27 protein-coding genes and 1 pseudogene are annotated in these 25039 nt (G+C 68.3%); 20 read left to right on the top strand and 8 right to left on the bottom strand.

All coding sequences use genetic code 11. The annotated features are described in order from the left end of the window. Nucleotides 1–291: 291 nt before the first annotated feature. From ML01_RS17045 to ML01_RS30265, 8 genes are all read left to right on the top strand, one after another. The gene (locus tag ML01_RS17045) at nucleotides 292–1071 is read left to right on the top strand and encodes an META domain-containing protein (RefSeq protein WP_058556598.1); all 780 of its coding nucleotides are present in this window, start codon (nucleotides 292–294) and stop codon (nucleotides 1069–1071) included. A gap of 91 nt (nucleotides 1072–1162) precedes the next feature. Next, the gene (locus ML01_RS17040) at nucleotides 1163–1384 is read left to right on the top strand and encodes a lipoprotein (protein ID WP_058556597.1); all 222 of its coding nucleotides are present in this window, start codon (nucleotides 1163–1165) and stop codon (nucleotides 1382–1384) included. A gap of 27 nt (nucleotides 1385–1411) precedes the next feature. Further along, complete coding sequence (gene lysA / locus ML01_RS17035; protein ID WP_058556596.1) at nucleotides 1412–2656, top strand: diaminopimelate decarboxylase; 1245 nt, start codon at nucleotides 1412–1414, stop codon at nucleotides 2654–2656. A 22-nt stretch (nucleotides 2657–2678) separates the two neighbouring features. Next, nucleotides 2679–3389, top strand: coding sequence for a trans-aconitate 2-methyltransferase (locus tag ML01_RS17030; RefSeq protein WP_058556595.1), 711 nt, complete (start codon nucleotides 2679–2681; stop codon nucleotides 3387–3389). A 105-nt stretch (nucleotides 3390–3494) separates the two neighbouring features. Then, nucleotides 3495–4319, top strand: a complete 825-nt coding sequence (dapF, locus tag ML01_RS17025; RefSeq protein WP_058556594.1) for a diaminopimelate epimerase — start codon at nucleotides 3495–3497, stop codon at nucleotides 4317–4319. Then, nucleotides 4316–5023 (top strand): DUF484 family protein, encoded by a 708-nt coding sequence (locus ML01_RS17020; protein ID WP_058556593.1) that lies wholly within the window; start codon nucleotides 4316–4318, stop codon nucleotides 5021–5023. The genes dapF and ML01_RS17020 overlap by 4 nt, the downstream gene beginning before the upstream one ends. Before the next feature lie 16 nt (nucleotides 5024–5039). Next, complete coding sequence (gene xerC, locus ML01_RS17015; RefSeq protein WP_082674367.1) at nucleotides 5040–6005, top strand: tyrosine recombinase XerC; 966 nt, start codon at nucleotides 5040–5042, stop codon at nucleotides 6003–6005. A gap of 63 nt (nucleotides 6006–6068) precedes the next feature. After that, nucleotides 6069–7295, top strand: coding sequence for a Fic family protein (locus tag ML01_RS30265; protein ID WP_082674366.1), 1227 nt, complete (start codon nucleotides 6069–6071; stop codon nucleotides 7293–7295). A gap of 64 nt (nucleotides 7296–7359) precedes the next feature. Here ML01_RS30265 and ML01_RS17005 read toward each other — a convergent pair whose 3' ends face one another. Next, the gene (locus ML01_RS17005) at nucleotides 7360–7557 is read right to left on the bottom strand and encodes a hypothetical protein (RefSeq protein WP_058556592.1); all 198 of its coding nucleotides are present in this window, start codon (nucleotides 7555–7557) and stop codon (nucleotides 7360–7362) included. Nucleotides 7558–7893: 336 nt separating this feature from the next. Between ML01_RS17005 and ML01_RS17000 the strand changes: the two genes are divergently transcribed. From ML01_RS17000 to ML01_RS31405, 4 genes and pseudogenes are all read left to right on the top strand, one after another. Beyond that, nucleotides 7894–8130: a DUF433 domain-containing protein gene (locus ML01_RS17000; RefSeq protein WP_058556591.1), complete on the top strand. Its 237-nt coding sequence runs from the start codon at nucleotides 7894–7896 to the stop codon at nucleotides 8128–8130. Between the two features lie 31 nt (nucleotides 8131–8161). Beyond that, nucleotides 8162–8506, top strand: coding sequence for a DUF5615 family PIN-like protein (locus ML01_RS16995; protein WP_256363658.1), 345 nt, complete (start codon nucleotides 8162–8164; stop codon nucleotides 8504–8506). Next, on the top strand, nucleotides 8466–9395 hold the full coding sequence (locus tag ML01_RS16990; RefSeq protein ID WP_254045290.1) for a phospholipase D family protein: 930 nt from the start codon (nucleotides 8466–8468) through the stop codon (nucleotides 9393–9395). The genes ML01_RS16995 and ML01_RS16990 overlap by 41 nt, the downstream gene beginning before the upstream one ends. Continuing rightward, nucleotides 9371–9694, top strand: a pseudogene (locus ML01_RS31405) (Fic family protein); the annotation flags it as partial. The gene ML01_RS16990 and the pseudogene ML01_RS31405, both read left to right, overlap by 25 nt. A gap of 171 nt (nucleotides 9695–9865) precedes the next feature. Here ML01_RS31405 and ML01_RS16985 read toward each other — a convergent pair. The 3 genes from ML01_RS16985 to ML01_RS16975 are packed head-to-tail and all read right to left on the bottom strand — an operon-like array spanning nucleotide 9866 to nucleotide 13349. After that, nucleotides 9866–12160, bottom strand: coding sequence for a DEAD/DEAH box helicase (locus ML01_RS16985; RefSeq protein WP_254045289.1), 2295 nt, complete (start codon nucleotides 12158–12160; stop codon nucleotides 9866–9868). Next, nucleotides 12157–12432: an HIT family protein gene (locus ML01_RS16980; protein ID WP_058556589.1), complete on the bottom strand. Its 276-nt coding sequence runs from the start codon at nucleotides 12430–12432 to the stop codon at nucleotides 12157–12159. Before ML01_RS16980 ends, ML01_RS16985 begins: the two co-directional genes overlap by 4 nt. Nucleotides 12433–12458: 26 nt before the next feature. Next, entirely contained in the window at nucleotides 12459–13349 is an 891-nt protein-coding gene (locus tag ML01_RS16975) for a DUF2887 domain-containing protein (RefSeq protein WP_058556588.1), read from the bottom strand. Nucleotides 13350–13436: 87 nt separating this feature from the next. Between ML01_RS16975 and ML01_RS16970 the strand changes: the two genes are divergently transcribed. The 3 genes from ML01_RS16970 (at nucleotide 13437) to ML01_RS16960 (ending at nucleotide 15963) form a co-directional block, all read left to right on the top strand. Next, nucleotides 13437–13889 (top strand): hypothetical protein, encoded by a 453-nt coding sequence (locus tag ML01_RS16970; protein ID WP_058556587.1) that lies wholly within the window; start codon nucleotides 13437–13439, stop codon nucleotides 13887–13889. A 158-nt stretch (nucleotides 13890–14047) separates the two neighbouring features. Further along, complete coding sequence (locus ML01_RS16965; RefSeq protein ID WP_058556586.1) at nucleotides 14048–14767, top strand: phospholipase D family protein; 720 nt, start codon at nucleotides 14048–14050, stop codon at nucleotides 14765–14767. 506 nt (nucleotides 14768–15273) lie between these two features. Beyond that, nucleotides 15274–15963 (top strand): hypothetical protein, encoded by a 690-nt coding sequence (locus ML01_RS16960; protein ID WP_058556585.1) that lies wholly within the window; start codon nucleotides 15274–15276, stop codon nucleotides 15961–15963. A 179-nt stretch (nucleotides 15964–16142) separates the two neighbouring features. Here the strand turns inward: ML01_RS16960 and ML01_RS28925 are convergent, their stop codons facing one another. Beyond that, nucleotides 16143–16319 carry a hypothetical protein gene (locus ML01_RS28925; protein WP_156427791.1) on the bottom strand — a complete coding sequence of 59 codons (177 nt, stop codon included), beginning with the start codon at nucleotides 16317–16319 and terminating at the stop codon, nucleotides 16143–16145. Between the two features lie 366 nt (nucleotides 16320–16685). Here ML01_RS28925 and ML01_RS31080 point away from each other — a divergent pair, with 366 nt between their 5' ends. Further along, nucleotides 16686–16811: a hypothetical protein gene (locus ML01_RS31080; protein ID WP_256363657.1), complete on the top strand. Its 126-nt coding sequence runs from the start codon at nucleotides 16686–16688 to the stop codon at nucleotides 16809–16811. 218 nt (nucleotides 16812–17029) lie between these two features. Here ML01_RS31080 and ML01_RS16955 read toward each other — a convergent pair whose 3' ends face one another. From ML01_RS16955 to ML01_RS16945, 3 genes are all read right to left on the bottom strand, one after another. Then, nucleotides 17030–17719, bottom strand: coding sequence for a hypothetical protein (locus ML01_RS16955; protein WP_058556584.1), 690 nt, complete (start codon nucleotides 17717–17719; stop codon nucleotides 17030–17032). A 614-nt stretch (nucleotides 17720–18333) separates the two neighbouring features. After that, on the bottom strand, nucleotides 18334–18558 hold the full coding sequence (locus ML01_RS30695; RefSeq protein ID WP_058556583.1) for a DUF4351 domain-containing protein: 225 nt from the start codon (nucleotides 18556–18558) through the stop codon (nucleotides 18334–18336). 315 nt (nucleotides 18559–18873) lie between these two features. Beyond that, on the bottom strand, nucleotides 18874–19689 hold the full coding sequence (locus ML01_RS16945) for a DUF4351 domain-containing protein (RefSeq protein ID WP_371258218.1): 816 nt from the start codon (nucleotides 19687–19689) through the stop codon (nucleotides 18874–18876). Nucleotides 19690–19776: 87 nt separating this feature from the next. On the opposite strand from ML01_RS16945, the gene ML01_RS16940 reads away from it, so the two are divergent. The 4 genes from ML01_RS16940 (at nucleotide 19777) to ML01_RS16925 (ending at nucleotide 25018) form a co-directional block, all read left to right on the top strand. Then, nucleotides 19777–22581 carry a DNA phosphorothioation-associated putative methyltransferase gene (locus tag ML01_RS16940; protein WP_058556582.1) on the top strand — a complete coding sequence of 935 codons (2805 nt, stop codon included), beginning with the start codon at nucleotides 19777–19779 and terminating at the stop codon, nucleotides 22579–22581. A gap of 152 nt (nucleotides 22582–22733) precedes the next feature. Beyond that, nucleotides 22734–22970: a glutaredoxin domain-containing protein gene (locus tag ML01_RS16935; protein WP_058556581.1), complete on the top strand. Its 237-nt coding sequence runs from the start codon at nucleotides 22734–22736 to the stop codon at nucleotides 22968–22970. A 692-nt stretch (nucleotides 22971–23662) separates the two neighbouring features. Then, a complete protein-coding gene (locus tag ML01_RS16930; protein WP_058556580.1) occupies nucleotides 23663–24277 on the top strand; it encodes a fasciclin domain-containing protein in 615 nt (204 codons plus the stop codon). Nucleotides 24278–24499: 222 nt separating this feature from the next. Then, entirely contained in the window at nucleotides 24500–25018 is a 519-nt protein-coding gene (locus tag ML01_RS16925) for a BLUF domain-containing protein (RefSeq protein WP_058556579.1), read from the top strand. The last annotated feature ends 21 nt before the right edge of the window (nucleotides 25019–25039 follow it).

The raw sequence follows: 25039 nt of genomic DNA, 5'->3' as shown, positions 1-25039 counted from the left end.
TGCACCGGGGCGCAGAGCGCCCTACGAGGCGCGACACCGCCGGAGCGGTGTCGCGAGTGGACCCGCCCGAACGGTCCGAGACGGTCTCGTGACTTTCCCGCCGCTGCACTAGGCACGAGCGCACGGGTTCCCTCCGCGCTCAGCCCTCAGCCCGCACCCCTCGCCCCTCGCCCCTCGCCCCTCGCACCCTATCTGGCTCCATTGTCCGCTGCGGCCCTGCGGCGGTGGCTGCACTGATGGGGGATAATGCGCGGCCATCACCCTGTGCCCGTGCAACGGAGGTCCCCCCGGATGAAGACGCTCCATCAGATCCTAGCGGCGGCATTGCTCGCCGCCGCTGTTCCTCTTGCCATTGCCGCCGAGTTGGAGGGCACGGACTGGCAGTTGAGCCAGGTCCGCGGCGAGTCGGGGCTCGGCGAAATCGAGGGCGGCGCCCGTGCGATGCTGCGCTTCCAAGACGGCCGGCTCGCGGGCAGCGCCGGCTGCAACCGGCTGCTGGGCGGCTATGACCGCGACGGTCAGTCGCTCAGCATCAAGCCGAACATGGCCAGCACCATGATGGCCTGCCCGCCGCCGCTGATGGCGCAGGAGCAGGCCGTCACCGGGGCGCTCGGCAAGGTCGCGAGCTTCACGCTGGACGGTGAGACGCTGCGGCTGCTCGACGCCGACGGCGAGCCTGTGCTCGTGCTGACGCAGCTCCAGGGTAAGCCCCTCGCCGGCACCGAGTGGCGGCTCACGGCCGTCAACAACGGCAAGGGTGCCGTCACCAGCCTGGTGGAAGGCACCGAGATCCTGCTGCGGCTCGGCGACGGCGGCGAGCTCGCCGGCAAGGCCTGCAACATGTACCGCGGCGGCTACAGCGTCGAGGGCGAGCGCTTCGTGCTCGAAGGCCCCATCGCCGCCACCAAGATGGCCTGCGTCGGGCCGGAAGGCACAAGCGAGCAGGAGGCGGCCTACTTTGCCGCGCTCGAACGGGTGGCAAGCTACACCATCAGCGGCGACACGCTGACGCTCAAGGACGCCGACGGCTCCACGCTGGCGCGCTTCGCGGCAAAGGCCGACTCCGAGTAAACCCTGGCCGCCCCGCGCCCCGCGGGGCGGGCCTGGCCGACTCGCCGATTCCCTTTTGCCCGGCAACCGCCGAATCGGGCATCATCGGCGGATGCAACGCCTGCGCCCCCCCCTCCCGCTGCTGACCGCACTGCTGGCCACGCTCCTGCTCGGCGCCTGCGGCCAGAAGGGCGATCTCTACCTCGCCGAGGACGACCCGGCGCGGGCCGAGCGCGATGCGCGGGCGCGCGGCAAGAGCTTCCCGTTCCCGGCCGAGGACGCGCCCTGGCCGCCGCCCGCGAGCGAAGCGGCCCCGGCGCCTGCTGCACCCTGAGCTCGCCCTTCACCCCCCAGGCCCCGCATGGATCACTTCAACTATCGCGGCGATGCGCTGTACGCGGAGGACATCCCCGTCCGGGAGCTCGCGCAGCGCTTCGGCACCCCTTGCTACGTGTATTCGCGCGCCACGCTGGAGCGCCACTGGCACGCCTTCGACCGCGCGCTGGCGGCGCGCCCGCACCTGGTGTGCTTCGCGGTCAAGGCCAACTCCAACCTGGGGGTGCTGAACCTGCTCGCGCGGCTCGGCTCGGGCTTCGACATCGTCTCCGTCGGTGAGCTGGAGCGGGTGCTCGCCGCCGGCGGCGCCCCGGAGCGGATCATCTTTTCGGGCGTCGGCAAGCGCGAGGACGAGATCCGCCGCGCGCTCGACGTCGGCATCCGCTGCTTCAACGTGGAATCCGAGCCGGAGCTTGCGCGCATCGCCGCCGTCGCCGCCGCGCAGGGCGTCATCGCGCCCGTGTCGCTGCGCGTGAATCCGGACGTGGACGCCCGCTCGCACCCGTACATCTCCACCGGGCTCAAACAGAACAAGTTCGGCATCGACATCCACGATGCGCTGGATGTGTACCGGCGCGCCGCGGCGATGGACCACGTCCATGTCGCCGGCATCGACTGCCACATCGGCTCGCAGCTCACCGACCTCGCGCCCTTTCTGGACGCGCTGGACCGCGTGCTGGCGCTCGCGGATCGGCTCGCCGCCGAGGGCATCCACATCGAGCACCTGGACCTCGGCGGCGGACTGGGCATCCGCTACACCGATGAGGTCCCGCCGGAGCCCGCTGCCTACGCCGAAGCGCTTAATGGGCGCCTGGGCGAGCGCGCGCTGGAGGTGGTGCTGGAGCCGGGCCGCGCCATCGCCGGCAACGCCGGCATCCTGCTGACGCGGGTCGAGTACTTAAAGCCCACCGCGACGCACAACTTCGCCATCGTCGATGCGGCGATGAACGACCTCCTGCGCCCGGCGCTGTACCAGGCCGTGCAGGAGATTGTGCCCGCCGTGCGGCGCGCCGGCGCGGCCCGCGCCTGGGACATCGTCGGGCCGGTCTGCGAGACCGGCGACTTCCTGGGCAAGGGCCGGGAGCTGGTGCTGGCCGCCGGCGACCTGCTCGCGGTGCGCGCGAGCGGCGCCTACGGTTTCACCATGAGCTCCAACTACAACACCCGGCCGCGGGCGGCGGAGGTCATCGTCGACGGCGCCGAGGCCCATCTGGTGCGCCGCCGCGAGACCATCGCCGAGCTCTACGCCGGCGAGGCGCTGCTGCCTTGAAACAACATCGGGAGAATCGCCCATGAAGCGCACCCCCGAGCCAGAGCTGATGGACGGCGCCGAGCAAGCCCGCGCCTATGCGCAAGCCGACCTCAGCGAGCCGAACGAGCTGTTTCTGCGGCTGCTCGCCGACGAGGTGCTAAAGGTCCGCGACTCGGCGCTGCCCCAGGGCCTCGCCGACGCCCGCGCGCTGGACCTGGGCTGCGGCCCGGCCGACATCGTGGTCCGGCTGCTCAAGCGCTACCCGCAGCTTCAGTGCGACGCGCTCGACGGCAGCCAGGCCATGCTGGACCTCGCCCGCCAGGCCATCGACCGGCTCCCTGGCATCGCCTCGCGCGTGCGGCTACTGTGCGACAAGCTGCCGTCGGCGCAGCTCGATACCGGCGCCTATGACCTCATCCTGTCCAACAGCCTGCTGCACCACCTGCACGAGCCGCAGGTGCTCTGGCGCAGCATCCGCGCCGCCGCCAAGCCCGGCGCGCTGGTGCTGGTGATGGACCTGATGCGCCCCGGCTCCGCGGGCATGGCCGAGGCGCTGGTCGAGACCTACGCCGCCGACGCGCCACCGGTGCTGAGGCAGGACTTCCGCAACTCCCTGCACGCCGCCTTCGAGCCCGCCGAGGTCGAAGAACAGCTACGCAGCGCCGGGCTCGCCGAGGCGCTGGAGGTGGATGTGGTGAGCGATCGGCACTTGGCGGTGTGGGGGAAAGTTGGAAGAAAGTTTGAAGTATGAAGGGTGAAGTTTGAAATAAGAGCGCCGGCGTAAACGACTGACTCGCTTGCATTACTTCACACTTCACACTTCAAACTTCAAACTTCACCCTCAAACTTTCTTCCAATGCGTTTTACCAAAATGCACGGCCTCGGCAACGATTTTGTCGTGCTCGACGGCGTGCGCCAGACGCTGTCGATCACGCCTGCGCTCGCGGCGCGGCTCGCGGACCGCCGCTTCGGCATCGGCTGCGATCAAGTGCTCTTGGTGGAGGCGCCGCGGCTCCCAGGCACGGACTTTCACTACCGCATCTTCAACGCCGACGGCTCCGAGGTGGAGCAGTGCGGCAACGGCGCGCGCTGCTTCGCGCGCTTCGTGCACGATGCAGGGCTCACGGACAAGACCGAGATCCCCGTCGGCACCGCTGCGGGGCCGATCTTGCTCCGGGTGCAGCCGGACGAGCAGATCACCGTGGACATGGGCGTACCGCGGCTCGTGCCTGCGCAGATCCCGTTCCTGGCCGACGCCGACGCGCCGACCTATACACTCGACCTGGACGGCGAGACCGTCGAGCTCGCCGCGGTGTCCATGGGCAACCCGCACGCCGTGCTGCGCGTGGACAGCGTAGACAGCGCCCCAGTGACGTCGCTCGGCCCGCGCATCGAGCGCCACCCGCGCTTTCCGAACCGCGTCAACGTTGGCTTCCTGCAGGTGCAAGACCCTGGCCACGTGCGGCTGCGCGTCTGGGAGCGCGGCGCCGGCGAGACGCTGGCCTGCGGCACTGGCGCCTGCGCGGCGGTTGTCGCCGGTCGTCGCTGGGGTCTGCTCGATGCGCGCGTGGCGGTGTCCCTGCCGGGTGGAACCCTTGTGATACAGTGGCCCGGCGCGGGGCAGCCGGTGCAGATGACCGGCCCCGCAGCCCGCGTTTTCGATGGAGAAATCGACCTATGAGCAGCCGCCCCGGGCACGGACCATCAGCGTCCGGACAACAGGCCGAGCGCAACGACGACGAAACCGATCGGGCGGTGGCCGCCTACCTGCTGCGGCAACCGGACTTTCTGGTCCGGCATCCGGAGGTGCTGGCAAAGCTGTACGTCCCCCACGGTGCCGGCGGTGCCGTGTCGCTGATTGAGCATCAAGTGGCGGTGCTGCGCGAGCAGCTCGCGCACGAGCGCGGCCGACTCCACCACCTGATGGCCCGCGCGCACGAGTACGAGCAGCTCTCCACCCGCCTGCACGAGTTGACCGTCGCGCTCATCACCGTGCCGGACCTCGAGCGCGCCTGCGCGGCGCTGGAGGCGGCGCGGCGCGAACAGTTCAACGCCGAGGCCGTCGCGATCAAGCTCTTCCCGGTGGACCCGTCGCAGCGCGCCGATGACCCGCTGGTGCAGTCCTTCGTTGAGTTCGTGGACCGCGACCGCTGCCTGTGCGGACCGCTGGCGCCAAAGCAGGCGGAGCCGCTGTTCGGTGACGACGCCGCGGCCATCCAGTCCGCGGCGCTGGTGCCGGTCTGCGCCACGGACCAAACCGGCGTGCTCGCCATCGGCAGTCGCGACCCGAAGCGCTTCACACCGGACATGGGCACGGAGCTGCTGGACCGGCTCGGCGCCATCGTCGGTGCCAAGCTCACGGATCTGTCGCACCGGCACGGCTGACGGCGCCGCGCCCGGCATGACCACCCCAAGCCCGAGCCCGAGTCCCCACCCCATCGCCAGCGCGCCGGCCGCCACCGGCGACGTGTGGCTCGACGCCTTCCTGCACCACCTCGCGCACGAGCGGCGCGTGTCGCCGCATACCGTGGACAGCTATCGCCGCGACCTCGTGCGCATGCTGGCCTGGCGCCGGGAGCGCGCGATCCCGGAGTGGACCACGCTCAACGACGGGCTCGTGCGCAAGTACGTGGCAGACCGCCATCGCACCGGCGTGTCGGCCCGCACGCTGGCCCGGGAGCTGTCCGCGCTGCGCTCGCTGTTCGAATACCTGCTTCGCGAGGGCGCAGCCAAGCTGAACCCCGCCCGCACCGTGCGCCCGCCGAAGGCCAAGCGCCGGCTGCCGAACACCTTCGACCCCGACCAGCTTGGCGCGCTCATCGACGCCGGCCCGGACCAGGGCGGCGACGATGACCCGCTGTCGCTCAGGGACACGGCAATGGTGGAGCTGTTCTATTCCTCGGGGCTGCGGCTCGCCGAGCTGATCGGCGTCGACACCCGCGACATCGACCCGCACGACGCGACCCTGACCGTCCTCGGCAAGGGCCAAAAGACCCGCCGCGTGCCCGTCGGCAGCGCGGCGCTCGCGGCCATTGCCCGCTGGATGCAGGTGCGCGGGCTGCTCGCCCGGCAAGACGAGCCCGCGCTCTTCGTCAGCAACCGCGGCACCCGCATCCACCCGCGCACCGTCCAGCAGCGCCTGCGCCAATGGGCCGAGCAGCGCGGCGCCGGGCGCAACCTGCATCCGCACATGCTGAGGCACTCCTGCGCCAGCCACCTGCTGGAATCCTCCGGCGATCTGCGCGCCGTGCAAGAGCTGCTCGGCCACGCCGACATCGGCACCACCCAAATCTACACCCACCTCGACTTTCAGCACCTCGCGCAGGTCTACGACAAGGCCCACCCGCGGGCGAAGCGCAAGCGCTGAGGGCGTTTGCGCAACCGTGCGCGATCTCAGGGCCGTCCTCGCGTCGCAAACGAGCCCAAGGCCATGCCGAACGCCTACGCCCCGCCGCTGACCCTATCCGCCACCATGTTGGCGCGGGCCGCCGACATCGCCCAGCGCATCGGGCAACTGCAAGCCGGCCTGCCGGCCGAGCGCGTACTGCGGCTGCGCCGCGTCAGCCGCGTGCGCAGCATCCAAAGCACGCTCGCCATCGAGGGCAACACCCTGACGCTGGACCAAGTGACGGCGATTCTGGAAGGGAAACGCGTCTTGGCACCGCCGCGGGAGGTGCAGGAGGTGCGCAACGCGCTGCAGGCCTACGAGCACTTGGCGCGCTGGGAGCCGACGCGGGAGGTGGACCTGCTCGCTGCCCACGCGCTGATGATGCACGGCCTCGTGGACTACCCGGGTCGCTATCGGGGCGGCGGCGTCGGCGTGATGGACGGCGACACCGTCGTGCACATGGCGCCGCCCGCGAGCCGCGTGCCGGCGTTGATGCAGGACCTGCTGGCCTGGCTCGCGCGCGGCGAGCAGCACCCGCTCATCGCCGCTTGCCTCTTCCACTACGAGCTGGAATTCATCCACCCTTTCGACGATGGCAACGGCCGCATGGGGAGGCTGTGGCAGACCCTGATCCTGTCGCGCTGGCAACCGCTGTTTGCCGACCTGCCCACCGAGAGCCTGGTGCGCGACCACCAGCAGGACTACTACCGCGCCATTGCGGCCAGCAATGTCGCCGCCGATGCGGCGCCGTTCGTGGAGCTGATGCTCGACATGATCGAGCAGACGCTGGTGTCGCTCGCCGCGACGCCGGAGCACCGGGGCGCCGCCGACGCTGCAACAGGCGCCAGCCCGGTCGAAGCGCCCGCTGCGCAGCTTGTTCGCGAGCATGTTCGCGAGCATGTTCGCGAACGTGCCGATGCCGGGCTCGCGGGCGCCGGCCGCGACAGGACACCTGATGCGCCAAGCGAGCCGGTGCTGCGCCTGCTGCGCGCGCTGCTGGCAGGGCCGGGCTCGACCAAATCCCTGATGCGCGAGCTCGGGCTGGCCCACCGGCCGAGCTTCCTGTACCGCTGGCTGCAACCGGCACTGCGCGCGGGCTGGGTAGAGATGACCGATCCCGATCATCCCAAGAGTCCGCGCCAGCGCTATCGGCTCGCGACAGCAGGTCGGCGGGTGCTCGCGGATGCCCAAGCTGCAACTGAGGATGCGCCGCCCGCCGACCCGGCCGACCCGGCCGACCCGGCCGACCCGTTATCTGGGGCAGGGTGAGCTCGATCGAGCCCTCCTTGGCCCTTGGCCCTTGGCACCGCAACGGCTCTCCCGCATCGGGGAGTTATCCCCTGCCGCTATCGAAATAACGCTCAATGGCCGTGCGCGCGGCCTTGCGCACATGCTCGCGGTCCGCCGCGGTAAGCCGGCCCCACAAGGCCGGCGCGAAGCGCAGCCGCGCCAGATCTCTGTCGTGGCTCAGGAATCCCCGCTGCGCGAACTTCTTGAAGGGCATGTCCAACAGCAGCCGCTGGATGTCCATCTCGCGCAGCGAGAGCTCCGGGGACAGTTTACTTAGCTCACAGGAACCCAGAGAAACAGTATGCAGCGAGGTCCGGGGCAGTTTACCCAGTTGATGGTCAAGTGCTTCTGCTTGGATTGAGCAAACTGTGTGCGGAATTCCGATCGTTGTCGTTGCCGAGCGCAACATTCGATGAAGACGACAACCAACGTAACCGTGTCGGGATTCCCGCAGCGACGCACCAGTCAGTTGCATCTATCCGCCGCGGTGCGATCATGGTCGCGACGCCACGACAACGCTCGGATGATCCGCCGCCGAACCCCAGCCCAGCGGCAACACGCCACAGGAGTCCCGTCCATGCAGTTCCCGCAACTCGAGCGCATCACCATCGACCCCCGCGTGATGGGCGGCAAGCCCTGCATCCGCGGCATCCGCATCACCGTCGGCACCATCACCGGCCTGCTCGCCGCCGGTGAAACGCCGGAGAGCGTGCTGGCGCTGTATCCAAGCCTTGAGCACGACGACATCTACGCGGCACTGGCCTACGCGAGCTGGCGCGCCGAGGAGCAGGATTTGCCGCTCAAGGCGTCATGAAGCTGCTGCTGGATATGAATATCCCGGAAGTGTGGGAGCCCTTTCTTGCGCGGCCGGCCACGCGGCGATGCATTGGAGCCGCGTCGGGGACATTCGTGCACAGGACACGGAGATCATGCGCTGGGCGCGGGCGCACGGGCAGGTCGTCTTCACCAACGATCTGGACTTCGGCGCGCTGCTGTACCTGACCGACGCGCTTGCCCCGAGCGTCGTGCAGATCCGCGCGGAGCACATCGTGCCCCGGGTGATGGGCGCAGCCGTGCTTGATGCGTTGGAGATCACGGCACCGCTGCTCGACACGGGCGCGCTGGTGACGATCGACCCGAGGCGACATCGTGTCCGAGCATTGCCGCTGCGGCGGCGCATCGATGACTGAACGACGCGCGCATCGCCAGAAACAGATGCCGCGCGCCTGCCCCCTCTGCGCCGACCGTCGCGAACCCTGCCAAATCATCACGTCCTTACCTTGCCGCAAACCCCCGGCTTCGCTACGCTTCGCCCAAGCGGGGCACGCGCTATCCCCGATCCCACCAAAAGGAGAAGCGCCGATGGCCAAGTTCCTCAACACCAGCGCGACCAATTACTACCTGGAAGAGCTGATCAAGGCCAGCAGCGAGCGACTGATCATCATCAGCCCCTTCCTCAAGTTCAACGACCGCATCCGCGAGCTGCTGGAAGACAAGGACCGCATGAAGATCGACGTGCGGATCGTCTACGGCAAGAGCGAGCTGGCCCCGCAGGAGATCAACTGGCTGCGCTCGTTGGACTTCGTGCGCACCAGCTTCTGCCAACATCTACACGCGAAGTGCTATCTCAACGAGCGCGCGGCCATCATCACCTCGATGAACCTCTACGACTTCAGCCAGGTGAACAACAACGAGATGGGCATCCACGTGGACCGCGAACAGGAGCCCGAGCTGTACCGCGACGCCTACGAAGAAGCCCAACGGCTGATCCGCATCAGCGAAGAGGTTCGGCTTGCGGCGGACAAGGTGGATCCCACCGGCGCCAGGGAGCCCGATCAACCTGCGTCGCCCGCCACCGCCGGCGATAACGGCTACGACAAGCTGACGACCTCGAAGCTCGCCAAGGCGCTCGGCCTTCGCACCGGGCAACTCAACGAAAAACTCCTGACGGCCGGATTCCTTGAGCGCGACGGCGAGATGTTCAAGCTGACCGACAAGGGCAAGGCCGCCGGCGGAGAATTCCGCGTGTCGAAGCAGTATGGGCCGTTCTTTTTGTGGCCGGCGGAGTTGAGGGTTTAGGGGGGCTGCCCGGATTTGCACGCTCTGCAGAGGTGCGGAATGTATTCGTGGTCTGTCCTTCTTTTTCCCCCGATGCCGGGCTCGCGGGCGCCGGCCGCGGCAGGGCACCTGATGCGCCAAGCGAGCCGGTGCTGCGCCTGCTGCGCGCGCTGCTGGCAGGGCCGGGCCCGACCAAATCCCTGATGCGCGAGCTCGGGCTGGCCCACCGGCCGAGCTTCCTGTACCGCTGGCTGCAACCGGCACTGCGCGCGGGCTGGGTAGAGATGACCGATCCCGATCATCCCAAGAGTCCGCGCCAGCGCTATCGGCTCGCGACAGCAGATCGGCGGGTGCTCGCGGATGCCCAAGCTGCAGCTGGGGATGCGCCGCCCGCCGATACGGCCGCCCCGTTATCGGGGCAGGGTGAGCTCGGGCGAGCCCTCCTCGGCCCTTGGCCCTTGGCACCGCAACGGCTCTCCCGCATCGGGGAGTTATCCCCTGCCGTTATCGAAGTAACGCTCAATGGCGGTGCGCGCGGCCGTGCGCACGCGCTCCCGGTCCGCGTCCGCGAGCCGGCCCCACAACGCCGGCGCGAAGCGCAGCCGCGCCAGATCTCTGTCGTGGCTCAGGAATCCCCGCTGAGCAAACTTCTTGAAGGGCATGTCCAGCATAAGCCGCTGGATGTCCGTCTCGCTCAGCGCGTCCACCCGCGCCATGCGCGCCCGCGGCTTCTCGACCGGCAGGCCCGCGGCCTTGCGCGCGAGGTAGAAGTCCCGAAACGCCAAGGTCAGCAGCGTGGTGCTGACGCAGCCGTCGTCGTCCACGCTGTCGAGCAGGCACAGGAGCAGCGCGGGCTTGTAGCTGGCCGCCATGTCCATCTCGTCGCAGAAGGCCAGAAAGCGCTCGCGGATGTTGGCCGCCGTGACGGGCGTGAGGCCGAAGCGCTGCGCGATCTCCGGCTTGCGGTCCTTGCTGAAGTAGAAGTAGCGCCGGCTGCCGATGGTGAGGTCGTGATCCGGCGCCAAGTCGCCGGCGAGCACCTTGCCGCGCAGGTAGTCCTGCGATGCCGCAAGGGCCAGCTCCAGTTCCGCGACCGTCAGCATGTCTTTGACGGTGCTCTGCCAGTCGAAGACATCCACCTCTTCCAGCCGCTCCGTCCAGACGCCCAGATTGATCACCAGCGGCTCGCTCGGGCCGCGGGCGTCCTCGTCGGCGATGCGGTTCTCCGGCGCAATCACCAGCCGGCCGGGCCCATAGGTGCGGGTCGCGGTGAGGCGGTGCAGGTTCCAGCTCTGGTTGTAGCGCCCGGCGTTGTCCACGAAGTCGAACACCAATAGCGACTCTTTGCCCGGTGCCTTGCGGGTACCGCGACCGAGCTGCTGCATGTAGATGATCCTCGACAGCGTCGGCCGCGCCATCAGCAGGATCTCCACGTCCGGGCAGTCCCAGCCCTCGTTCAGCAGATCGCAGGCGCAGAGCATGTGCAGCTCGCCGCGGGCGAAGGCGGCCAGCGCGTCGTCGCGCTCGCGGCCGGGCATGGCGCCGGACACGGAACGCGCCGGCACGCCGCGCTCGCGGAACAGCTCGGCGAGCGCCTCGCCATGGCGCACGTTAACGCAGAAGGTCACGCCCTTGCGCCCGCGCACGTGCTCCAGGTAGGTGTCGACGATGAGCTCGTTGCGGGCCGGGACGGTGATGGTGGTCTCCAGATCCTGGCGGTTGTACTGGACCTCGTTGAAGCGGACCTTCGACAGGTCGACGTTGGTCTTCACCCGCACGCAGCGGATCGGCACCAGCTCGCCGCGCTCGATGGCGTCCTGCAGCGACAGCCGATGGGCGGCGTCGCGGAACAGCTCCAGCACCGGCTTGCCGTCAGGGCGCTCCGGCGTCGCCGTGAGCCCGAGCGTGAAGGCCGGCGTGAAATGGCCGAGCAGGGCGCGATAGCTGTCCGCCGCCGCGTGGTGCGCCTCGTCGATAATGAGATAGCGAAAGCGCTCCGGCGGGATCTCGCCGAGCCGGTTGCTCAACGCCTGCACGGACGCGCAGACCACATGGCGCTCCGGCTGCCAGGTGCCGCCCTCGATGCGGCCGTGATCGACATCCGGCCACAGCCGTGCAAACTCCCGGCCCGTCTGGTGCACCAGCGTCTTGCGGTGCGCGACATAGAGCACCGGGCCGCCGACCCGCTTCGCGTCCTCGATGGCCGTCACCGTCTTGCCGGCGCCGGTGGCGTGCTCCAACAGCGCAATCGTCTTGCCCTCGTGACGGATCAGCGCGAGCCAGTCCAGCGCGTCCTGCTGATGCGCGCGCAGATCGATGGCCGCGCCGCGCTGCTTCGGCAGAAAGTCGTCCAGCTCCAACAGCCCCGGTACCCGCTCCAGGAACAGCGCGAGCTGCTCCTTAACCCGCTCCGGATGGCGGTCCAGCTCGTGGTCCGTCCAGCGATACACGTCCCAGCCGTGATAAATGAGGCTGTTCTGGCGCAGCAGATCGTCCTCGTACTTGCTGCGGTCGAAGTCCGGCGCCTGGTAATGGGTCGGTCCGTCCACCTCGAAGGCGATCTTGCGGTCCGCCGCGCGCAGCGCGAAGTCGATGAAGCGCGCCGTGCCGTCGATGTCCAAGAACGGGAATTCCGGCGCCAACAGCCCGGTCTTTTCGATGCCGAACACCTGCGCGAACAGCTCGACAAAGTCGTCCTCCGGCTGGCTGGACCGGGCCGCGCGCGGCAAAGGCCCCGCCGCCGGCCCGCCCGCGCCGGCGTCGTCCTTATCGGTGCCCGCCGTCACCGCCCCTCGCTCCAATAGTTCGCCACCGCAGGAAAGATGCGCCGGACGCCGCCGCGCGGGTCGGCCTGGTCGCCCGTGTAGCGCGGGGTCAGGTGCCAGTGCAGGTGCATCACCGTCTGCCCCGCCGCGCGCCCCGCATTGACCCCGAGGTTGAAGCCCGCCGGCTCTTGCGTCGCCCGCGGCGAGCTCGCGGTCGCCCGCAGCGCCCGCCAGATCTCGGTCTGGACCCCATCGCCGCTGCTCGCACGGGAGTAGGCCCCGGGGGAAGTCATGGTCAAGGGGCGCCAAGTGCGCGGGCTCAGGTTCGCGGAGCCTCCGGCGGATCGGCGGGACCGATCAGCCCGGTGATGCCGTCTGCGTCGAAAATGCCGTCGAGCCAGGCGTCGAGCTGCCCGGTGGACGCCTTGGTAATGCGCCGCTCGGCCCACTCCGGCACGGCGCCGAAACGCCGGCGCAACTGGCGCAGCAGCGTCTCGGCCTTGCCCTCAGCCTTGCCCTCGGCCTTGCCCTCCTGCTTCCCCTTGGCCTCGCCCCTGCTGAAGATGTCGCGATAGGCCCGGGTCTCTTCCAGCGGGGTCAGATGCGTGATCATGGCTAGGATCTCCTCGGCGGTCAGCGACTTGAAGCGTTCGAACAGCCAGAATTGCAGCACTTCCGCGAGCCGCTCGCGGATGGGCTCAGGCAGCGGGGCGGCTTGGATGGTCTGCCAGAGCTTCGGCGCCAGGGCCTTGAGCTCGTTGTCGCGCTCGATCACCAGCGGCGCGAGCACGGCGACGAAGGGATTGTCCGGCTCCTGCGCCAGCAGCTCAGGCAGGAAGCGATTCAGATACACCGCCGCGAACGGCGGGTCGGCGGCGGCGATGCCGAGCGGCAGCCCGGGGTCGTCGCGCTCGTGCAGGAAGATCAGGACGCCGCGCACATCGGCTTCAGGGCGCTGCTCGCCGAGCAGCCCGACCTTGGTCAGCAGGTTGTACCAGGCCCCCGGCGCGCGCTGCGCCTGAAACTCCACCACGTAGCTCGGCTCCGGCTGCCCCTCCGGCTCGAAGACGCCGTCGGCGCGGCGCTCCAGCGCCTTGAAGCCGACGGCGCGGAAGCGGTACGGCCCCACCAGCCGCAGACCGCCGGTGAGCACCCGGAAGGCCTCGGCGCCGGTGGACAGCAGCGTGTAGATGGGGTGGTCCGTCTTCATGGCGATGGATTATCCCCAAAAGTCGCACCCCACGTCAGGTTCGCCCCGCGCGTGGACAGGCCACGCCTTCGCCACAGACAGCCCCCGTTGCCCCTGCGGAGCGGTGCCGTTGCGCGCACGCCCGGGCAACCCCTTCCCAGCCCGTCGCCCACCGGCGCCGGCACCTACAGCTTCCGCTTCACCGTCGGCACCGAGCTGCCGCACCCGCTCGGCCACCTTGCGGGCCAGGTCGAGATCGACTCCGTCTGCATCGGCGTCCGCAACTGCAGAAACCACGTCATCGTCACCGAGGCCAAGCGCGGACCCTTCGACAGCATCGCCAAGCACAAGCTCGCCTACGCGGTCTGGGCCGTGCGGAGCAACATTCCGGACGACATCCCGATCATCGCCGTCTACCTTCGCGTCACGGACACGGAGCAAGGGCTCGAATTCAACGTCGCCGAGTGCAGCATCGACGACGGCCGCGCCGGCGTGCCGAGCCTGCACGCCATCGAGGCGATCCGACATCGGCGGCTGCGGCTGCGGAGTCCGGGGGCGTGAGCGCCGCCGACCCTGCGCCCACGGCGGCGACTACGCGCACGCTGGAGCGGCCGGCGGACAGGTTGCCTCGGCTCCTTGCCGTAGGCGCACGGGTTGGCTACGCTTCAGCGAGATTTGATCTCAGTTAATCCCGCACTGAACAACAAGGACAAGCACTGATGGCGAAGTTCCTGAACACCAGCGCGACCAACTACTACCTGGAGGAGTTGATCAAGGCCAGCAGCGAGCGCCTGATCATCATCAGCCCCTTCCTCAAGTTCAACGACCGTATCCGCGAGCTGCTGGAAGACAAAGATCGCATGAAGATCGACGTGCGCATCGTCTACGGCAAGAGCGAGCTGGCCCCGCAGGAGATCAACTGGCTGCGCTCCCTCGCCTTCGTCCGCACCAGCTTCTGCCAGCACCTGCACGCCAAGTGCTACCTCAACGAGCGCGCGGCCATCATCACCTCGATGAACCTGTACGACTTCAGCCAGGTGAACAACAACGAGATGGGCATCCACGTGGACCGCGAGCAGGAGCCCGACCTCTACCGCGACACCTACGAAGAAGCCCAGCGCCTGATCCGCATCAGCGAAGAGGTCCGCCTCGCCGCGGACAAGGTGGACCCCACCGCCAGCCAGGACGCCCAAGGTGTCGCCGAGCCCAAAGCCAGCGGCGACAACAACGGCTACGACAAGCTCACGACATCAAAGCTCGCCAAGGCCCTCGGCCTTCGTACCGGCGAGCTCAACGACAAGCTCCTGGCCGCCGGATTCATTGAGCGCGACGGCGATCACTTCAAGCTCACGCCGAAGGGCAAAGCCGCTGGCGGGGAGTTCCGCGTGTCGCAGCGGTATGGACCGTTCTTTCTTTGGCCGGCGGAGTTGACGCTTTAGTGGATCGGGCGCGAGATATTGGTGGTCTGTCCCCCATTTTTGATGTTGGTGGTCTGTCCCCCATTTTTGATGCGGCCCCCGCACCGTCGTTCTGGAAGCTGCTGCGGCGGGTCATGGCGCCGTCGCGAAAGCGCTCGCCGCGCCGTAGTGGCGCGGCGCGTCCACGGCGCGCCGCGTCCGGTGCGCCTGGTCGCCGCCATCGGGCAAACCCTGATGCGCAAGCCTCGACTCGCATTAAACTAGCGCTCCGCCGTCGCCGCACAGACCGGCGCCGCCGCGGCGGTCGGCGGTGGAGCAACGCGGCCATCGACCCGGGCGACGCCCTGCGCGTCCAGAACCGAGGCACCTTGCATGTTCCCCGATACCCATACCCGGGTCGCCGACGCGACGCGGGCGGGCGCCGGGGAGCACGCGGCCTGAAGGAGCGCCGAGCCCAAACGGAAAACGTCGAAGGACCGGGCCAAGCAAACCTGACGGAAGATCCAACGACACGCCGAGGCACAGCCATGTACCCATTCTCGTATCGACCATTCTCATCCGGCATCGCCGCAGGCCGGCAGGCCCTGCTCCGCGGGCTTGCCGTGCTCGCGCTTGCCGCAGCCGCCTGCTCGGCCCACGCCGATTGCGATATCCCCACCGTCTTGACCAACGACCGCCCCTTCTCGCCGGATGAGATCGCGTCGTCCTTTGCCGATGAGAGCTGCGACGCTGAGACGACGGCCGCAGAGCAGGTCTTCTTTCGCTACTACAGCTATCCGCTGTATCCGAACATCAACATCGGTCGGTTCTTCACGCTCGACTTCTTCACGCTCAATTCGGAGGCAATCGTCGCGCTGGCGCTATACCCCTTCCCGCCGAACCCGCAGTTTCAGAACTTTGCGTACTTCCGCGAGCAGGTCACCGTGGTGGCGGGTATCGAGTTGTTCGCCGGCCGCGCCGGGCCGCAGCCCGTGGGCGATGTCGGCTCCTGCTACAGCGGCGGGGCGAGCCAGTACTTCTATGCCGGTGAGAACATCAGCACGAATCCCGGCATCCTCTTTTCATCGCCGGAGGAGCTAACCGTCGATACGCGCTACCCGAACACCTATGGCGTGGGTGACCCATGCAACGTCATCCCCCTGCCGGCGACCGGGCTCCTGTTCGCGCTGGGCGTCCCTATGCTGCTGGTGGTCACTGTCCGGCACCGCGCAGCTTAGTGCTTCGCTGCCGGAATACCCCTCGTGCCGAGGCCCTGCCTCGGCACGTCTCTTTGCGGCTCTGCCGCCTTGGGCCGCGCAAAAAATGGGGAAGCGCAAAGAATGGACGGAACAATGGGGACCTACCACCAATACTCCGGATTTCAGCACCGTGCGACCGGACAAGATCCTTCTTTCCTTCACTCCCCGACTTGTCGCAGGGCGGCATCCAACTGCTCTTGCGGAACCCCCTGTTGTCGCAAGGCCTCGATCAACTGCTCGTTTGCAATGGGCGCGATCAGGGCTTCGTCGCGGCGCAACCTCGGCATCGCTGCTGACCCGGGAGCGCGGTCGGGACCGGTGAGCTCGCTGGACACCAACGTCCTCGCACGCTTCTTCTAGGAACTGGACGTGAGCCTCAGCGTTACCGACTTGTTCCGCTATCCGAGCATCGCAAGCCTGGCCACTCACTTGGACAGCAAGAGCGCTTCCGAACCCAGCAAGAGGGCCGCCGGGCAAGCACGTTCGCAAGCGCGGTGCGCGTCGTTGCAGCGGGCGGGGCGAAGAAAGCGAAAGTAGTGCCACGACGGACAGTCGATCCTATCGTCGCTGCGCGTCCAGCGACGCTCAGCGGAGGATGGCGGTAACCAGGCAACGCACTGGTCGCATGCCCTCGGCACGCAGGCACGTATCCGCTGTATCAGGAACAAGCGGACAAACTCGGGCTGCCGCTGGAAGATCAGGTGCTGGCCGCGATCCTCGGCGACCGCAACCTCAAATCCGACGAGATCCACCTCAACGCCGCTGGCTACGCGCAGTTGGCCGCGGCGCTGCAACGACGGTTACAGCTTGCCGGCGCGGTGTTCTAGCGCCGGGTCCTGGTCAGATCGTCCAGCCCGACCCGCCAACAAGTTCCCGCGGGTGTGAGCGACCGCGCCGACGAACCGACGGCAAACCCGGGCGACGTGAGCGCGCATCGCCGATTCCCGGATTTCGCAGTGCTCCGTCCGGGCGGCTCGCCGGCCCGGGTGCCGAGTCAGCCGGTCTGCACCAGGCGGTTTGTGGCCAGGGCGGCGACGCCGAGCAGCTACAGCGGCAGCGGGGCGGGTACCGGTACCTGTGTCACGTTGGCGTTGACCACCAAATTGTCGAAACCGACCGAGCGCTGCGTGGTGACGCCATTGGCAGCCCCCGTCGTGACCGGGTCCAACAGGAAATCGACCGCCGCGGACCGGAGTCCCAACGGGGTCAGGAGCCAACTCAACGCCGTGGGGCCCACAGTGCCCGCACTCGCGTTGGCGGAGGCGCCGGCAAAGGTGCTCAGGGAGGTCCACGCGGCCCCGCCGTCCAGCGAGTAGTACAGGGTCCAGTCCGCACTGGACACGTTTGCTGGCAGGTTATTGAATGCGTAGGTGTCCAGCGTCGCGACCTGCCCCACGAAGTCCAGGGCGACGCCCGCGGACGGGGTGATGCTGAAGGTGAGCCAGGTCGACTTCCCGATCGACCCCGTGGGCCGACCGGTATCGCTTTCTCGATTAGCGCTGAAGGCCAGGTAATTGCCGGTGCTGCCGGTGAGCAAGTCACGGTTCGCCAGTTCCTGGTTGCCCGCGGTAACCGCGCCCGTCCCGGTCGCGTTGTCCAGCAATAGGCTGGTGGTCCACGTGGTCTGCGCCGAGCCGTCGAGGTCGACGGTGGTGCCCGAGCGGTTGTTCGGGTCGAAGTCGTAGAGGGCGACGATCGCGGCCTGGGACGGGTTGGCAGACAGGGCCGCGGCCATGAGCAGGCCAAGGCCCGCGAGGGCCCTGACCGGCGAGAATTGCGTCGCGCCCTGCCGGGCGTCGAAACGGTGCTTGGAAACGATGACAGCGCCGAGGGACCTCGGTAGGTTCTCCGTCGCAAGAGGTTGGGTTGAAACTGGTATGCGTAGCGACCGGCCCGGTGCGCCGCAACCGGTGCAATCAGGCCGCACCCGGAGGCGATGAGTCTAAGCGTCTCGGGTCAGCGCATCGCTGGCGGTCGTTGTGTCACCCAAACCCGATGTTGTGTTGCCCATAGACGAAGGGGGCAGGATGCCAGCCGGGGGAGAAATAGGGGGAGAAATAGGGGACGGGGGAGAAATAGGGGACGAGAAATAGGGGACGTACCACCAATAATTCGTGCAGCCGGCGCCGGAACGCGAATACTTGGCGGATGCCCATCTTCAGGCGGAGCCTCGGCACCAGTCGGAATGCCTTGATGCGCTCCGGCGTTACCGCATCGCAGCGGGGCGCAGAGCACCCGCAGACGCACGAAACAGATCAACTTCGGCGGTGCGGCAAGCCGGCTGCGCCGGGCTTCGGGGCGCGTCTTGAGCTGCTGCCGGGAGCGTTCGAGCATTGCCGACAACCACCGTCAGTGCAGCGCGTCCTCGACATGCTCGGCCGTCGCGGCCTGGTCCACCCAGCGGTCCAGCGTGTCCTCGTCAGCGGTGCTGATGCGTTGCCGGACGTGCTCGGGCAGCGTGCCGAAGCGGCGCTCCAGGAACCGCACCAGGGCGCGGGCTTCGCCCTGCTGAATGCCCTGCTGAACGCCCTGCTGAATGCCTTCTTCGCGCGCTTGCTGAAAGATCGTCTTCATTTGGGTCGCCTCGGTGGGGTGCTCGGCGGCGTAGCGTTGCCGCTCCGGGGGAGAAATAGGGGACGTACCACCAATAATTCGTGCAGCCGGCGCCGGAACGCGAATACTTGGCGGATGCCCATCTTCAGGCGGAGCCTCGGCACCAGTCGGAATGCCTTGATGCGCTCCGGCGTTACCGCATCGCAGCGGGGCGCAGAGCACCCGCAGACGCACGAAACAGATCAACTTCGGCGGTGCGGCAAGCCGGCTGCGCCGGGCTTCGGGGCGCGTCTTGAGCTGCTGCCGGGAGCGTTCGAGCATTGCCGACGACCACCGTCAGTGCAGCGCGTCCTCAACATGCTCGGCCGTCGCGGCCTGGTCCACCCAGCGGTCCAGCGTGTCCTCGTCGGCGGTGTTGATGCGTTGCCGGATGTGCTCGGGCAGCGTGCCGAAGCGGCGCTCCAGGAACCGCACCAGGGCGCGGGCTTCGCCCTGCTGAATGCCCTGCTGAACGCCCTGTTGAACGCCCTGCTGAATGCCTTCTTCGCGCGCTTGCTGAAAGATCGTCTTCATTTGGGTCGCCTCGGTAGGGTGCTCGGCGGCGTAGCGTTGCCGCTCCGCGTCGTCGAGCATCGCATAGTAATCGATGAAATCCGCGTATTTGAGCCGCTTGTCCGGGTCTTGCTCCAGCGTGAACAGGCCGCGAATCGCATCGGCGAAGACTTGGACGCGCTCGCTGTCATCGTGAGCCATGTTCGGGAGATTGACGCGGGCGACGATGTTGTCGCTGTCGCGGTGCTGCCGGTAGGGCATGCGCGCGAGCTCGGCGCTGATGTAGTGGAAATCCAGGTAGGTGGCGTCGTCGCCGGCGAGTGTGAGACGGTACTCCCGCGGCTGGTCGCGCAGGAAGATGACCACCGGCACGACACGGCGGGTATCGAGCAGGTCGGCAATGTCCAGGCAGTAATGGGCAAGACGCAGCGCGGAGAACTTGCGCCCGGCGGTCTGCTGCTCGACGACGAGCACGAGGGCGGCGCGCCGTCCGTCCGGCCATTCCAGCAACCGCGGGATGTCCAATTCGCGGAAGCGCTTACTCGGGCGTTCCTTGAGCTGTTCCTCGCGCACTGGCGTCATGCGAACATCGGCATCCATCGAACCCGCCTCGGCCGGCGCGAAGAATGCGACCGCCGCGCGCGGCATCGCCCAGCACGAGATTCTTTGAAAGCCTGCTCGTGACTCATGTCTAGCAGTCCACAGGATGCCTGGCGTTCGCCTGCACCCGGCGCCGGCCCGCCGCAGGGCAAGACGGTTGCCGGGCGTCTGTACCTGCACGTGTCCGCGTTGGGCGACGACGCGGCAGAAGCTGGCGCGGCAGAAGCTGACGCAAGTCTACCGGCGGAGCTCGCAGCGCGTCTCACCACCCGGCTCATCCGCGCCGAGCAGCTTGCAGGCCTGCGCCCCGGCGAGCACTTCAACCTGGTGCGTATCGATGCGGATGGTGCGGAGCTGGCGCTGCTGCACTATCCCGGCTTCTACGACGAGCCCTTTCCGGCGTTGGCCGACAGTTGGCGCGTGAACCTCGCCGCCGGCACGGTGAGCCATCGCACCTATGCCGACTCGTTGAACCCGCCCATCCTGCATCGCAAGGAGCTGCTGTTGCCGGCGGCGCATCCGCGCCGGGCCGAGTTTGCTGCGCTGACGGCGGCCTGCGAGGCGGTGGGGCTGTTCGACGACCCGCGGCGCATCGGCTACCGGCGCCAATGGCAGCAGCTCATGCGCGAGCGCGGCTTTCGGCTCGATGGCCACGCGCTGGTGCCCATCGGCAATGCCGAGGACGGCGATGCGCCGGCCGATGACGGTGACACCGACGCCCGGCTCGCCGGAGCGGTCGCCGACTGGCAGGCCGCCCGCCAGCGCACGGCACTCAGCCGCTCCGGCTTCTCCGCGCCCGTCCAGACGCTCGCCCGGCACGGCCTGCTCGCACCCGGTCGCACGCTGTTCGACTACGGCTGCGGGCGCGGCGACGACGTGCGGGGCTTGCGCGAGAACGGCCTCAGTGCCGCCGGCTGGGACCCGTACTACGCCCCGGACCAGCCCGTACATGGCGCGGACCTGGTCAACCTCGGCTTCGTCATCAACGTGATCGAGGACTTCGACGAGCGCCTGGAAGCGCTCACCCGCGCCTGGTCCTTGGCCGGCACGCTGCTGGTGGTGTCCGTGATGCTCGCCAACCAGAACGACCCGCGCGGCGAGCGCTTCCGGGATGGTGTGATGACCCGCCGCGGCACCTTCCAGAAGTACTTCACCCAGGGCGAGCTTGCGGCCTTCGTCGCGCAGGTGCTCGATGTCGAGCCCATCCCCGTCGCGCCCGGCATCGTCTACGCCTTCCGCGACCAAGACGCCGAGCAGCGCTTTCTGCTGGAGCGCTCCCGCGGCACCCGCACGCGCCTGCGCGCGCCCTCGACCCCCAGCCGCGAGCGCCCGCCACGCGCGCGCCGCGACAGCAAACGCGACCGAGACGACGCGACCTACCAGGCCCACCAAGCCGCGCTGGAGCGGCTCTGGTCGCTGCGGCTGGACCTTGGCCGCACGCCGGACAAGGCCGAGGTGGCCGACGAGCTGGCGCTGACAGCGGCCTTCGGCAGCCTCAACAAGGCGCTGCGCTTCATCGAGGCGCGCAAGGAGGCGGACCTCGGCGGCGAGGCGCTGGACCACCTGCTCGCCGCGGTTGAGCAGGGGCGCCAAGACGACCTCACGGTCTACTTCGCGCTCGACCAATTCGCCCGCCGCAAGCCCTACCAGCACCTGGAGCCCGGGCTGAGGCGCGACATCAAGGCCTTCTTCGGCGACTACGCCCCGGCGCGGGCGGCGGGGCTTGCGCTGCTCATGCAGATCGCCGACACCGCCGCCATCGGGCAGGCCTGCCGCGAGGCCGCCGAGCATGGGCTCGGCTGGCTGGAGACGGTGTCTAACGAGGACGACGCCGAGACGGTTGCCGAAGACGCCGGCGCGCCCGGGGCCGTCTCGCTCCAACTCGACGCCCGCCTCGTCGAGCGCCTGCCGGCGCTCTTGCGGGTCTACGTCGGCGCCGCCGCCGCGGCCTATGGCGACTACCGCCACGCGGACCTGATCAAGATCCACATCGGCTCCGGCAAGCTGACCTTGATGCGCTTCGACGACTTCGACGGCCGGCCGCTGCCGCGCCTGTTGGAGCGCGTGAAGATCAAGCTCCGCGAGCAGGACGTCGACTACTTCGCTTACGGCAAAGGCACCGAATTCGAGCCGCCGTTCCTGTACCGCAAATCCCGCTTCATCAATGAAGAAGACCCGGCCTATCCGGACCAGCTTGCCTTCGAGGCGGCGCTGGAGGGGCTGGGGCTGTTCGACCTCGCCGGCTACGGCCCGCCGCCCGCGGTGCTCATCGGTACCCTGGCGCGGCAGCGCTGGGAGATCGCGGGCTTTACGCTCCGCCGATCGCAGACCATGCCGGGCCTGGATGATCTCTGCGGGCGGTATCTCAGCTTCCGCGACCTGATCCACTGCGGCGAGACCCAAGCTGCCACCGGCATCGAGAACCTGCCCGAGCGGGTGGACAGTTGCAACGCGCTGATGGACCTGGCTGAGAAGGTGCTCGACCCCGTCATCGACTGGTTCGGCATGATCCGGCTCACCTACGGCTTCTGCTCGCCCGAGCTTGCCAAAGCCATCCGCGCCCGCGGTGGCGGCCCCATTGATCCCGCCCGCGACCAGCACGCCGCGCATGAGCACAACCGTCGCGGCAACCCGGCCTGCCCGCGATTGGGCGCCGCGGTGGACTTTCTGGTCGAGGACGAGGACATGCTGGAGGTCGCCCGCTGGGTGGCCGCCAACACGCCCTTCGATCGGCTCTATTTCTATGGCCCGGACCGGCCCATCCACGTGAGCTATGGCCCGGAGCACAGCCGGCAGGTAGTGATCATGCGCGCGGGGCCGAGCGGGCGGCTGCTGCCGCGGGTGGTGCGGCTGGAGGCCTTTCTGAACGCGCCGGTTGGCTCTGGGCAGTGAGGACAGCGGTCGGGAAGGGCTAAGGGCTAAGGGCTAAGGGAGCCCGCCTTGGCCAGTGGTGCGTTGCCAAACGAGCGGGTTGCGCACGGCGCCGCTGGCTGCCAAGTTGCGCCTCCGCGGAAACGCCCCGCCGGCAACAACGGAGCCAAGCCATGGCCATGAAGCGTGTCGTTCTCTACAGCGCCGCCAACTGCCCGCATTGCAACCGTGCCAAGGCCTTTCTGACGCGCGAGGGCATTGCGTTTCGGGAGATGGATGTCGGCAGCAGTCCCCGCGCCCGCAAGGAGCTCGAGCGCTTGGGCGCGCGCGGCGTGCCGGTGCTCCTGGTCGGCGAGTCGCGGCTCGACGGCTTCGACGAGCAGCGGTTCTGGCGCTTGTATCGGGGCTGAGCGCAGGTCCAGGCGCTTGTCTGGCGCTTGTTTGGCGCTTGCCCGGCACTGCGCCTCACGTCCGCGCCGCCCGCAGCACGGCATGCCCCAGCCGAGGGTTAATAGAATCGAGTCACGGCTCCCTCGCGGTCGGCGAGCACCATGCCGGCAGCGACGTCGACCTCGCCGCCGCCGGGGTGCCTGCGGCCCGCTACTTCTCGGCGCGCGCAAGAAGAAACCGCGACCGCCGCCGGGGGGCAGCGACGGCCGCGGTTGAGTGGCCCGCACCGGGGGGTTGGGGGAAGCCTCGGCCGTTGAGGGATCGGCGTCGGCGACTGCGGGTTGGGCAGAGTCTAGGCGCGGGGGTAACTCAGAACTTGAGCCCGCCCGCCGCGCAAGCCCTCCCCCGGTGCTGCGACCTGCCGCGCCCCTCCTGTCTGCAAGGGTTTCGACAGAGATCCGCTAGGGCCGGTCCAGCGGATGCCCAGGCCTGTTCAGGACTTGTTCGTGGCCGCTTTAGGGTTTGTCGGGAGCTAATTCCCGAGTAAATTGGTCAGAAACCTCGGAGTATTTGCTGGATTCGTTGTCAAGGCTTTTTGCAGACGCAATGATCTGCGTCAGCCGGGTCAGAGACCAGGTTTTGTCGACGTAAGAATCGCGCCGGCAATGTGACCGCCCAACACTTGTCCGACCGTAACCTGAGGTGAACTGACATGTCCGAGACCAGCAAGACCTTCAACTACACCCCCCTCGCCATCCTGGGCCTCGCGATGGCCCTGGGCCCGCTGACGGCGCTGTCCCTTGGCTCGCGCTACGCCGGTCCCGAAACGCTTGCTCGCGCCCACGTCGCCGCCGAGAACGCGGAGCCGAAGGACATGCTGGCGCCCTACGACGTGCAGGGCATTCCCGCCTACGCGAGCGGCAAGACCCTAGCCGATGTCCTCGGCAGCTCCGGGGTGTTCGGCAACTTCCGCGAGGCCATCGCGCTGGCCGGCCTGGACGACATGCTGGCGGCGGAGGGCACCTACACCGTGTTCGCGCCGAGCGATGAGGCCTTCGACAAGATGGCGCCCGAGGAGCGTGAGGCCATGCTCGCCGACAAGGACGCGCTGGCGGCGGTCATCAAGAAGCACATCGTGCCGGGCCGGCACTCGGCGACGGCCCTGATCCAGGGCGAGAGCGTGCAGTCGATGGACGGCAGCACGCTCGACATCGGCCCGTCGGCGCGCTTCAACGGCCAAGTCGGGGTTGCCAATGCCGAGGTCATCAACTCCGGGCTCTATGCAGCCAACGGCGTCGTGCACGTGATCGACCGTGTGATCCGCTGAGCGAACATCGCAGCGCACCTGCCGCAGCGCACCTGCCGCAGCCGGGACCGTCGGTCCCGGCAAGGTTGCGGCAGCAAGACCCCGGACGCTCGCGTCCGGGGTTTTTTTTGTGCCAACGACGCATGCGGTTGCAATCCCCGGTGCCTTTGCTAATGTCAAGCTTCATGGCATACCAAGGCGCTCGCCGACGCCACCATGCCGCCGACACCGCGAGTCCCATCCATGGGCGACTGCCGCCTCATCTACCGCAGCACCTGCTCCGAGTCCTTTCTGCCCAATGAGGACCTGCGGGCGCTCGTACACAAGAGCGCCGACTACAACGCCGCGCACGGCATCACGGGGCTCTTGCTGATGTCGGGCGACAAGTTCCTGCAGGTGCTGGAGGGGCCTGACAAGCCCGTGAACCACCTCTTCAACCGCATCATCCGCGATAACCGCCACCACGAGGTCGAGCTGATCGCGTTCGAGCAGATCGGTCCGCGGTATTTCGACGACTGGTGCATGCATCTGGTAGACCTGTTCGATCTCGCCCGCCAGCCGCGCGAGCTCTTGGCGGAGAAGTACGGCGCCGTGAACGGCGTCATCCGCATCCCCGAGCGCCTGCACGAGATCTTCGGCCTGCTGCTCGATGCCCGTGCCATCTGCCGCAACCAGCCCTGGGAAGAGGACTTCGGCGGCGCCGGCGAAGCAGCCGAGCGAGCGGCACCCGCGGCCGGCAGCGAGCGCGCGCCGGCCGATTGAGCACCCCCGGCAGCGGCGGCG

It is taken from the genome of Thiohalocapsa sp. ML1 (assembly GCF_001469165.1).
GTDB lineage: Bacteria > Pseudomonadota > Gammaproteobacteria > Chromatiales > Chromatiaceae > Thiohalocapsa.
Note: the sequence above shows the minus strand (reverse complement) of the source record. Positions and strands in the feature narration are given on the sequence as shown.

What these genes read in the sequence shown, in the direction of transcription:
- ML01_RS17045 (WP_058556598.1), top strand. Translation starts at nt 292, where the DNA reads ATGAAGACGCTCCATCAGATCCTAGCGGCGGCATTGCTCGCCGCCGCT.
- ML01_RS17040 (WP_058556597.1), top strand. Translation starts at nt 1,163, where the DNA reads ATGCAACGCCTGCGCCCCCCCCTCCCGCTGCTGACCGCACTGCTGGCC.
- lysA (WP_058556596.1), top strand. Translation starts at nt 1,412, where the DNA reads ATGGATCACTTCAACTATCGCGGCGATGCGCTGTACGCGGAGGACATC.
- ML01_RS17030 (WP_058556595.1), top strand. Translation starts at nt 2,679, where the DNA reads ATGAAGCGCACCCCCGAGCCAGAGCTGATGGACGGCGCCGAGCAAGCC.
- dapF (WP_058556594.1), top strand. Translation starts at nt 3,495, where the DNA reads ATGCGTTTTACCAAAATGCACGGCCTCGGCAACGATTTTGTCGTGCTC.
- ML01_RS17020 (WP_058556593.1), top strand. Translation starts at nt 4,316, where the DNA reads ATGAGCAGCCGCCCCGGGCACGGACCATCAGCGTCCGGACAACAGGCC.
- xerC (WP_082674367.1), top strand. Translation starts at nt 5,040, where the DNA reads ATGACCACCCCAAGCCCGAGCCCGAGTCCCCACCCCATCGCCAGCGCG.
- ML01_RS30265 (WP_082674366.1), top strand. Translation starts at nt 6,069, where the DNA reads ATGCCGAACGCCTACGCCCCGCCGCTGACCCTATCCGCCACCATGTTG.
- ML01_RS17005 (WP_058556592.1), bottom strand. Translation starts at nt 7,557, where the DNA reads ATGGACATCCAGCGGCTGCTGTTGGACATGCCCTTCAAGAAGTTCGCG.
- ML01_RS17000 (WP_058556591.1), top strand. Translation starts at nt 7,894, where the DNA reads ATGCAGTTCCCGCAACTCGAGCGCATCACCATCGACCCCCGCGTGATG.
- ML01_RS16980 (WP_058556589.1), bottom strand. Translation starts at nt 12,432, where the DNA reads ATGACTTCCCCCGGGGCCTACTCCCGTGCGAGCAGCGGCGATGGGGTC.
- ML01_RS16975 (WP_058556588.1), bottom strand. Translation starts at nt 13,349, where the DNA reads ATGAAGACGGACCACCCCATCTACACGCTGCTGTCCACCGGCGCCGAG.
- ML01_RS16965 (WP_058556586.1), top strand. Translation starts at nt 14,048, where the DNA reads ATGGCGAAGTTCCTGAACACCAGCGCGACCAACTACTACCTGGAGGAG.
- ML01_RS16960 (WP_058556585.1), top strand. Translation starts at nt 15,274, where the DNA reads ATGTACCCATTCTCGTATCGACCATTCTCATCCGGCATCGCCGCAGGC.
- ML01_RS16955 (WP_058556584.1), bottom strand. Translation starts at nt 17,719, where the DNA reads ATGGCCGCGGCCCTGTCTGCCAACCCGTCCCAGGCCGCGATCGTCGCC.
- ML01_RS30695 (WP_058556583.1), bottom strand. Translation starts at nt 18,558, where the DNA reads ATGAAGACGATCTTTCAGCAAGCGCGCGAAGAAGGCATTCAGCAGGGC.
- ML01_RS16945 (WP_371258218.1), bottom strand. Translation starts at nt 19,689, where the DNA reads ATGGATGCCGATGTTCGCATGACGCCAGTGCGCGAGGAACAGCTCAAG.
- ML01_RS16940 (WP_058556582.1), top strand. Translation starts at nt 19,777, where the DNA reads ATGTCTAGCAGTCCACAGGATGCCTGGCGTTCGCCTGCACCCGGCGCC.
- ML01_RS16935 (WP_058556581.1), top strand. Translation starts at nt 22,734, where the DNA reads ATGGCCATGAAGCGTGTCGTTCTCTACAGCGCCGCCAACTGCCCGCAT.
- ML01_RS16930 (WP_058556580.1), top strand. Translation starts at nt 23,663, where the DNA reads ATGTCCGAGACCAGCAAGACCTTCAACTACACCCCCCTCGCCATCCTG.
- ML01_RS16925 (WP_058556579.1), top strand. Translation starts at nt 24,500, where the DNA reads ATGGGCGACTGCCGCCTCATCTACCGCAGCACCTGCTCCGAGTCCTTT.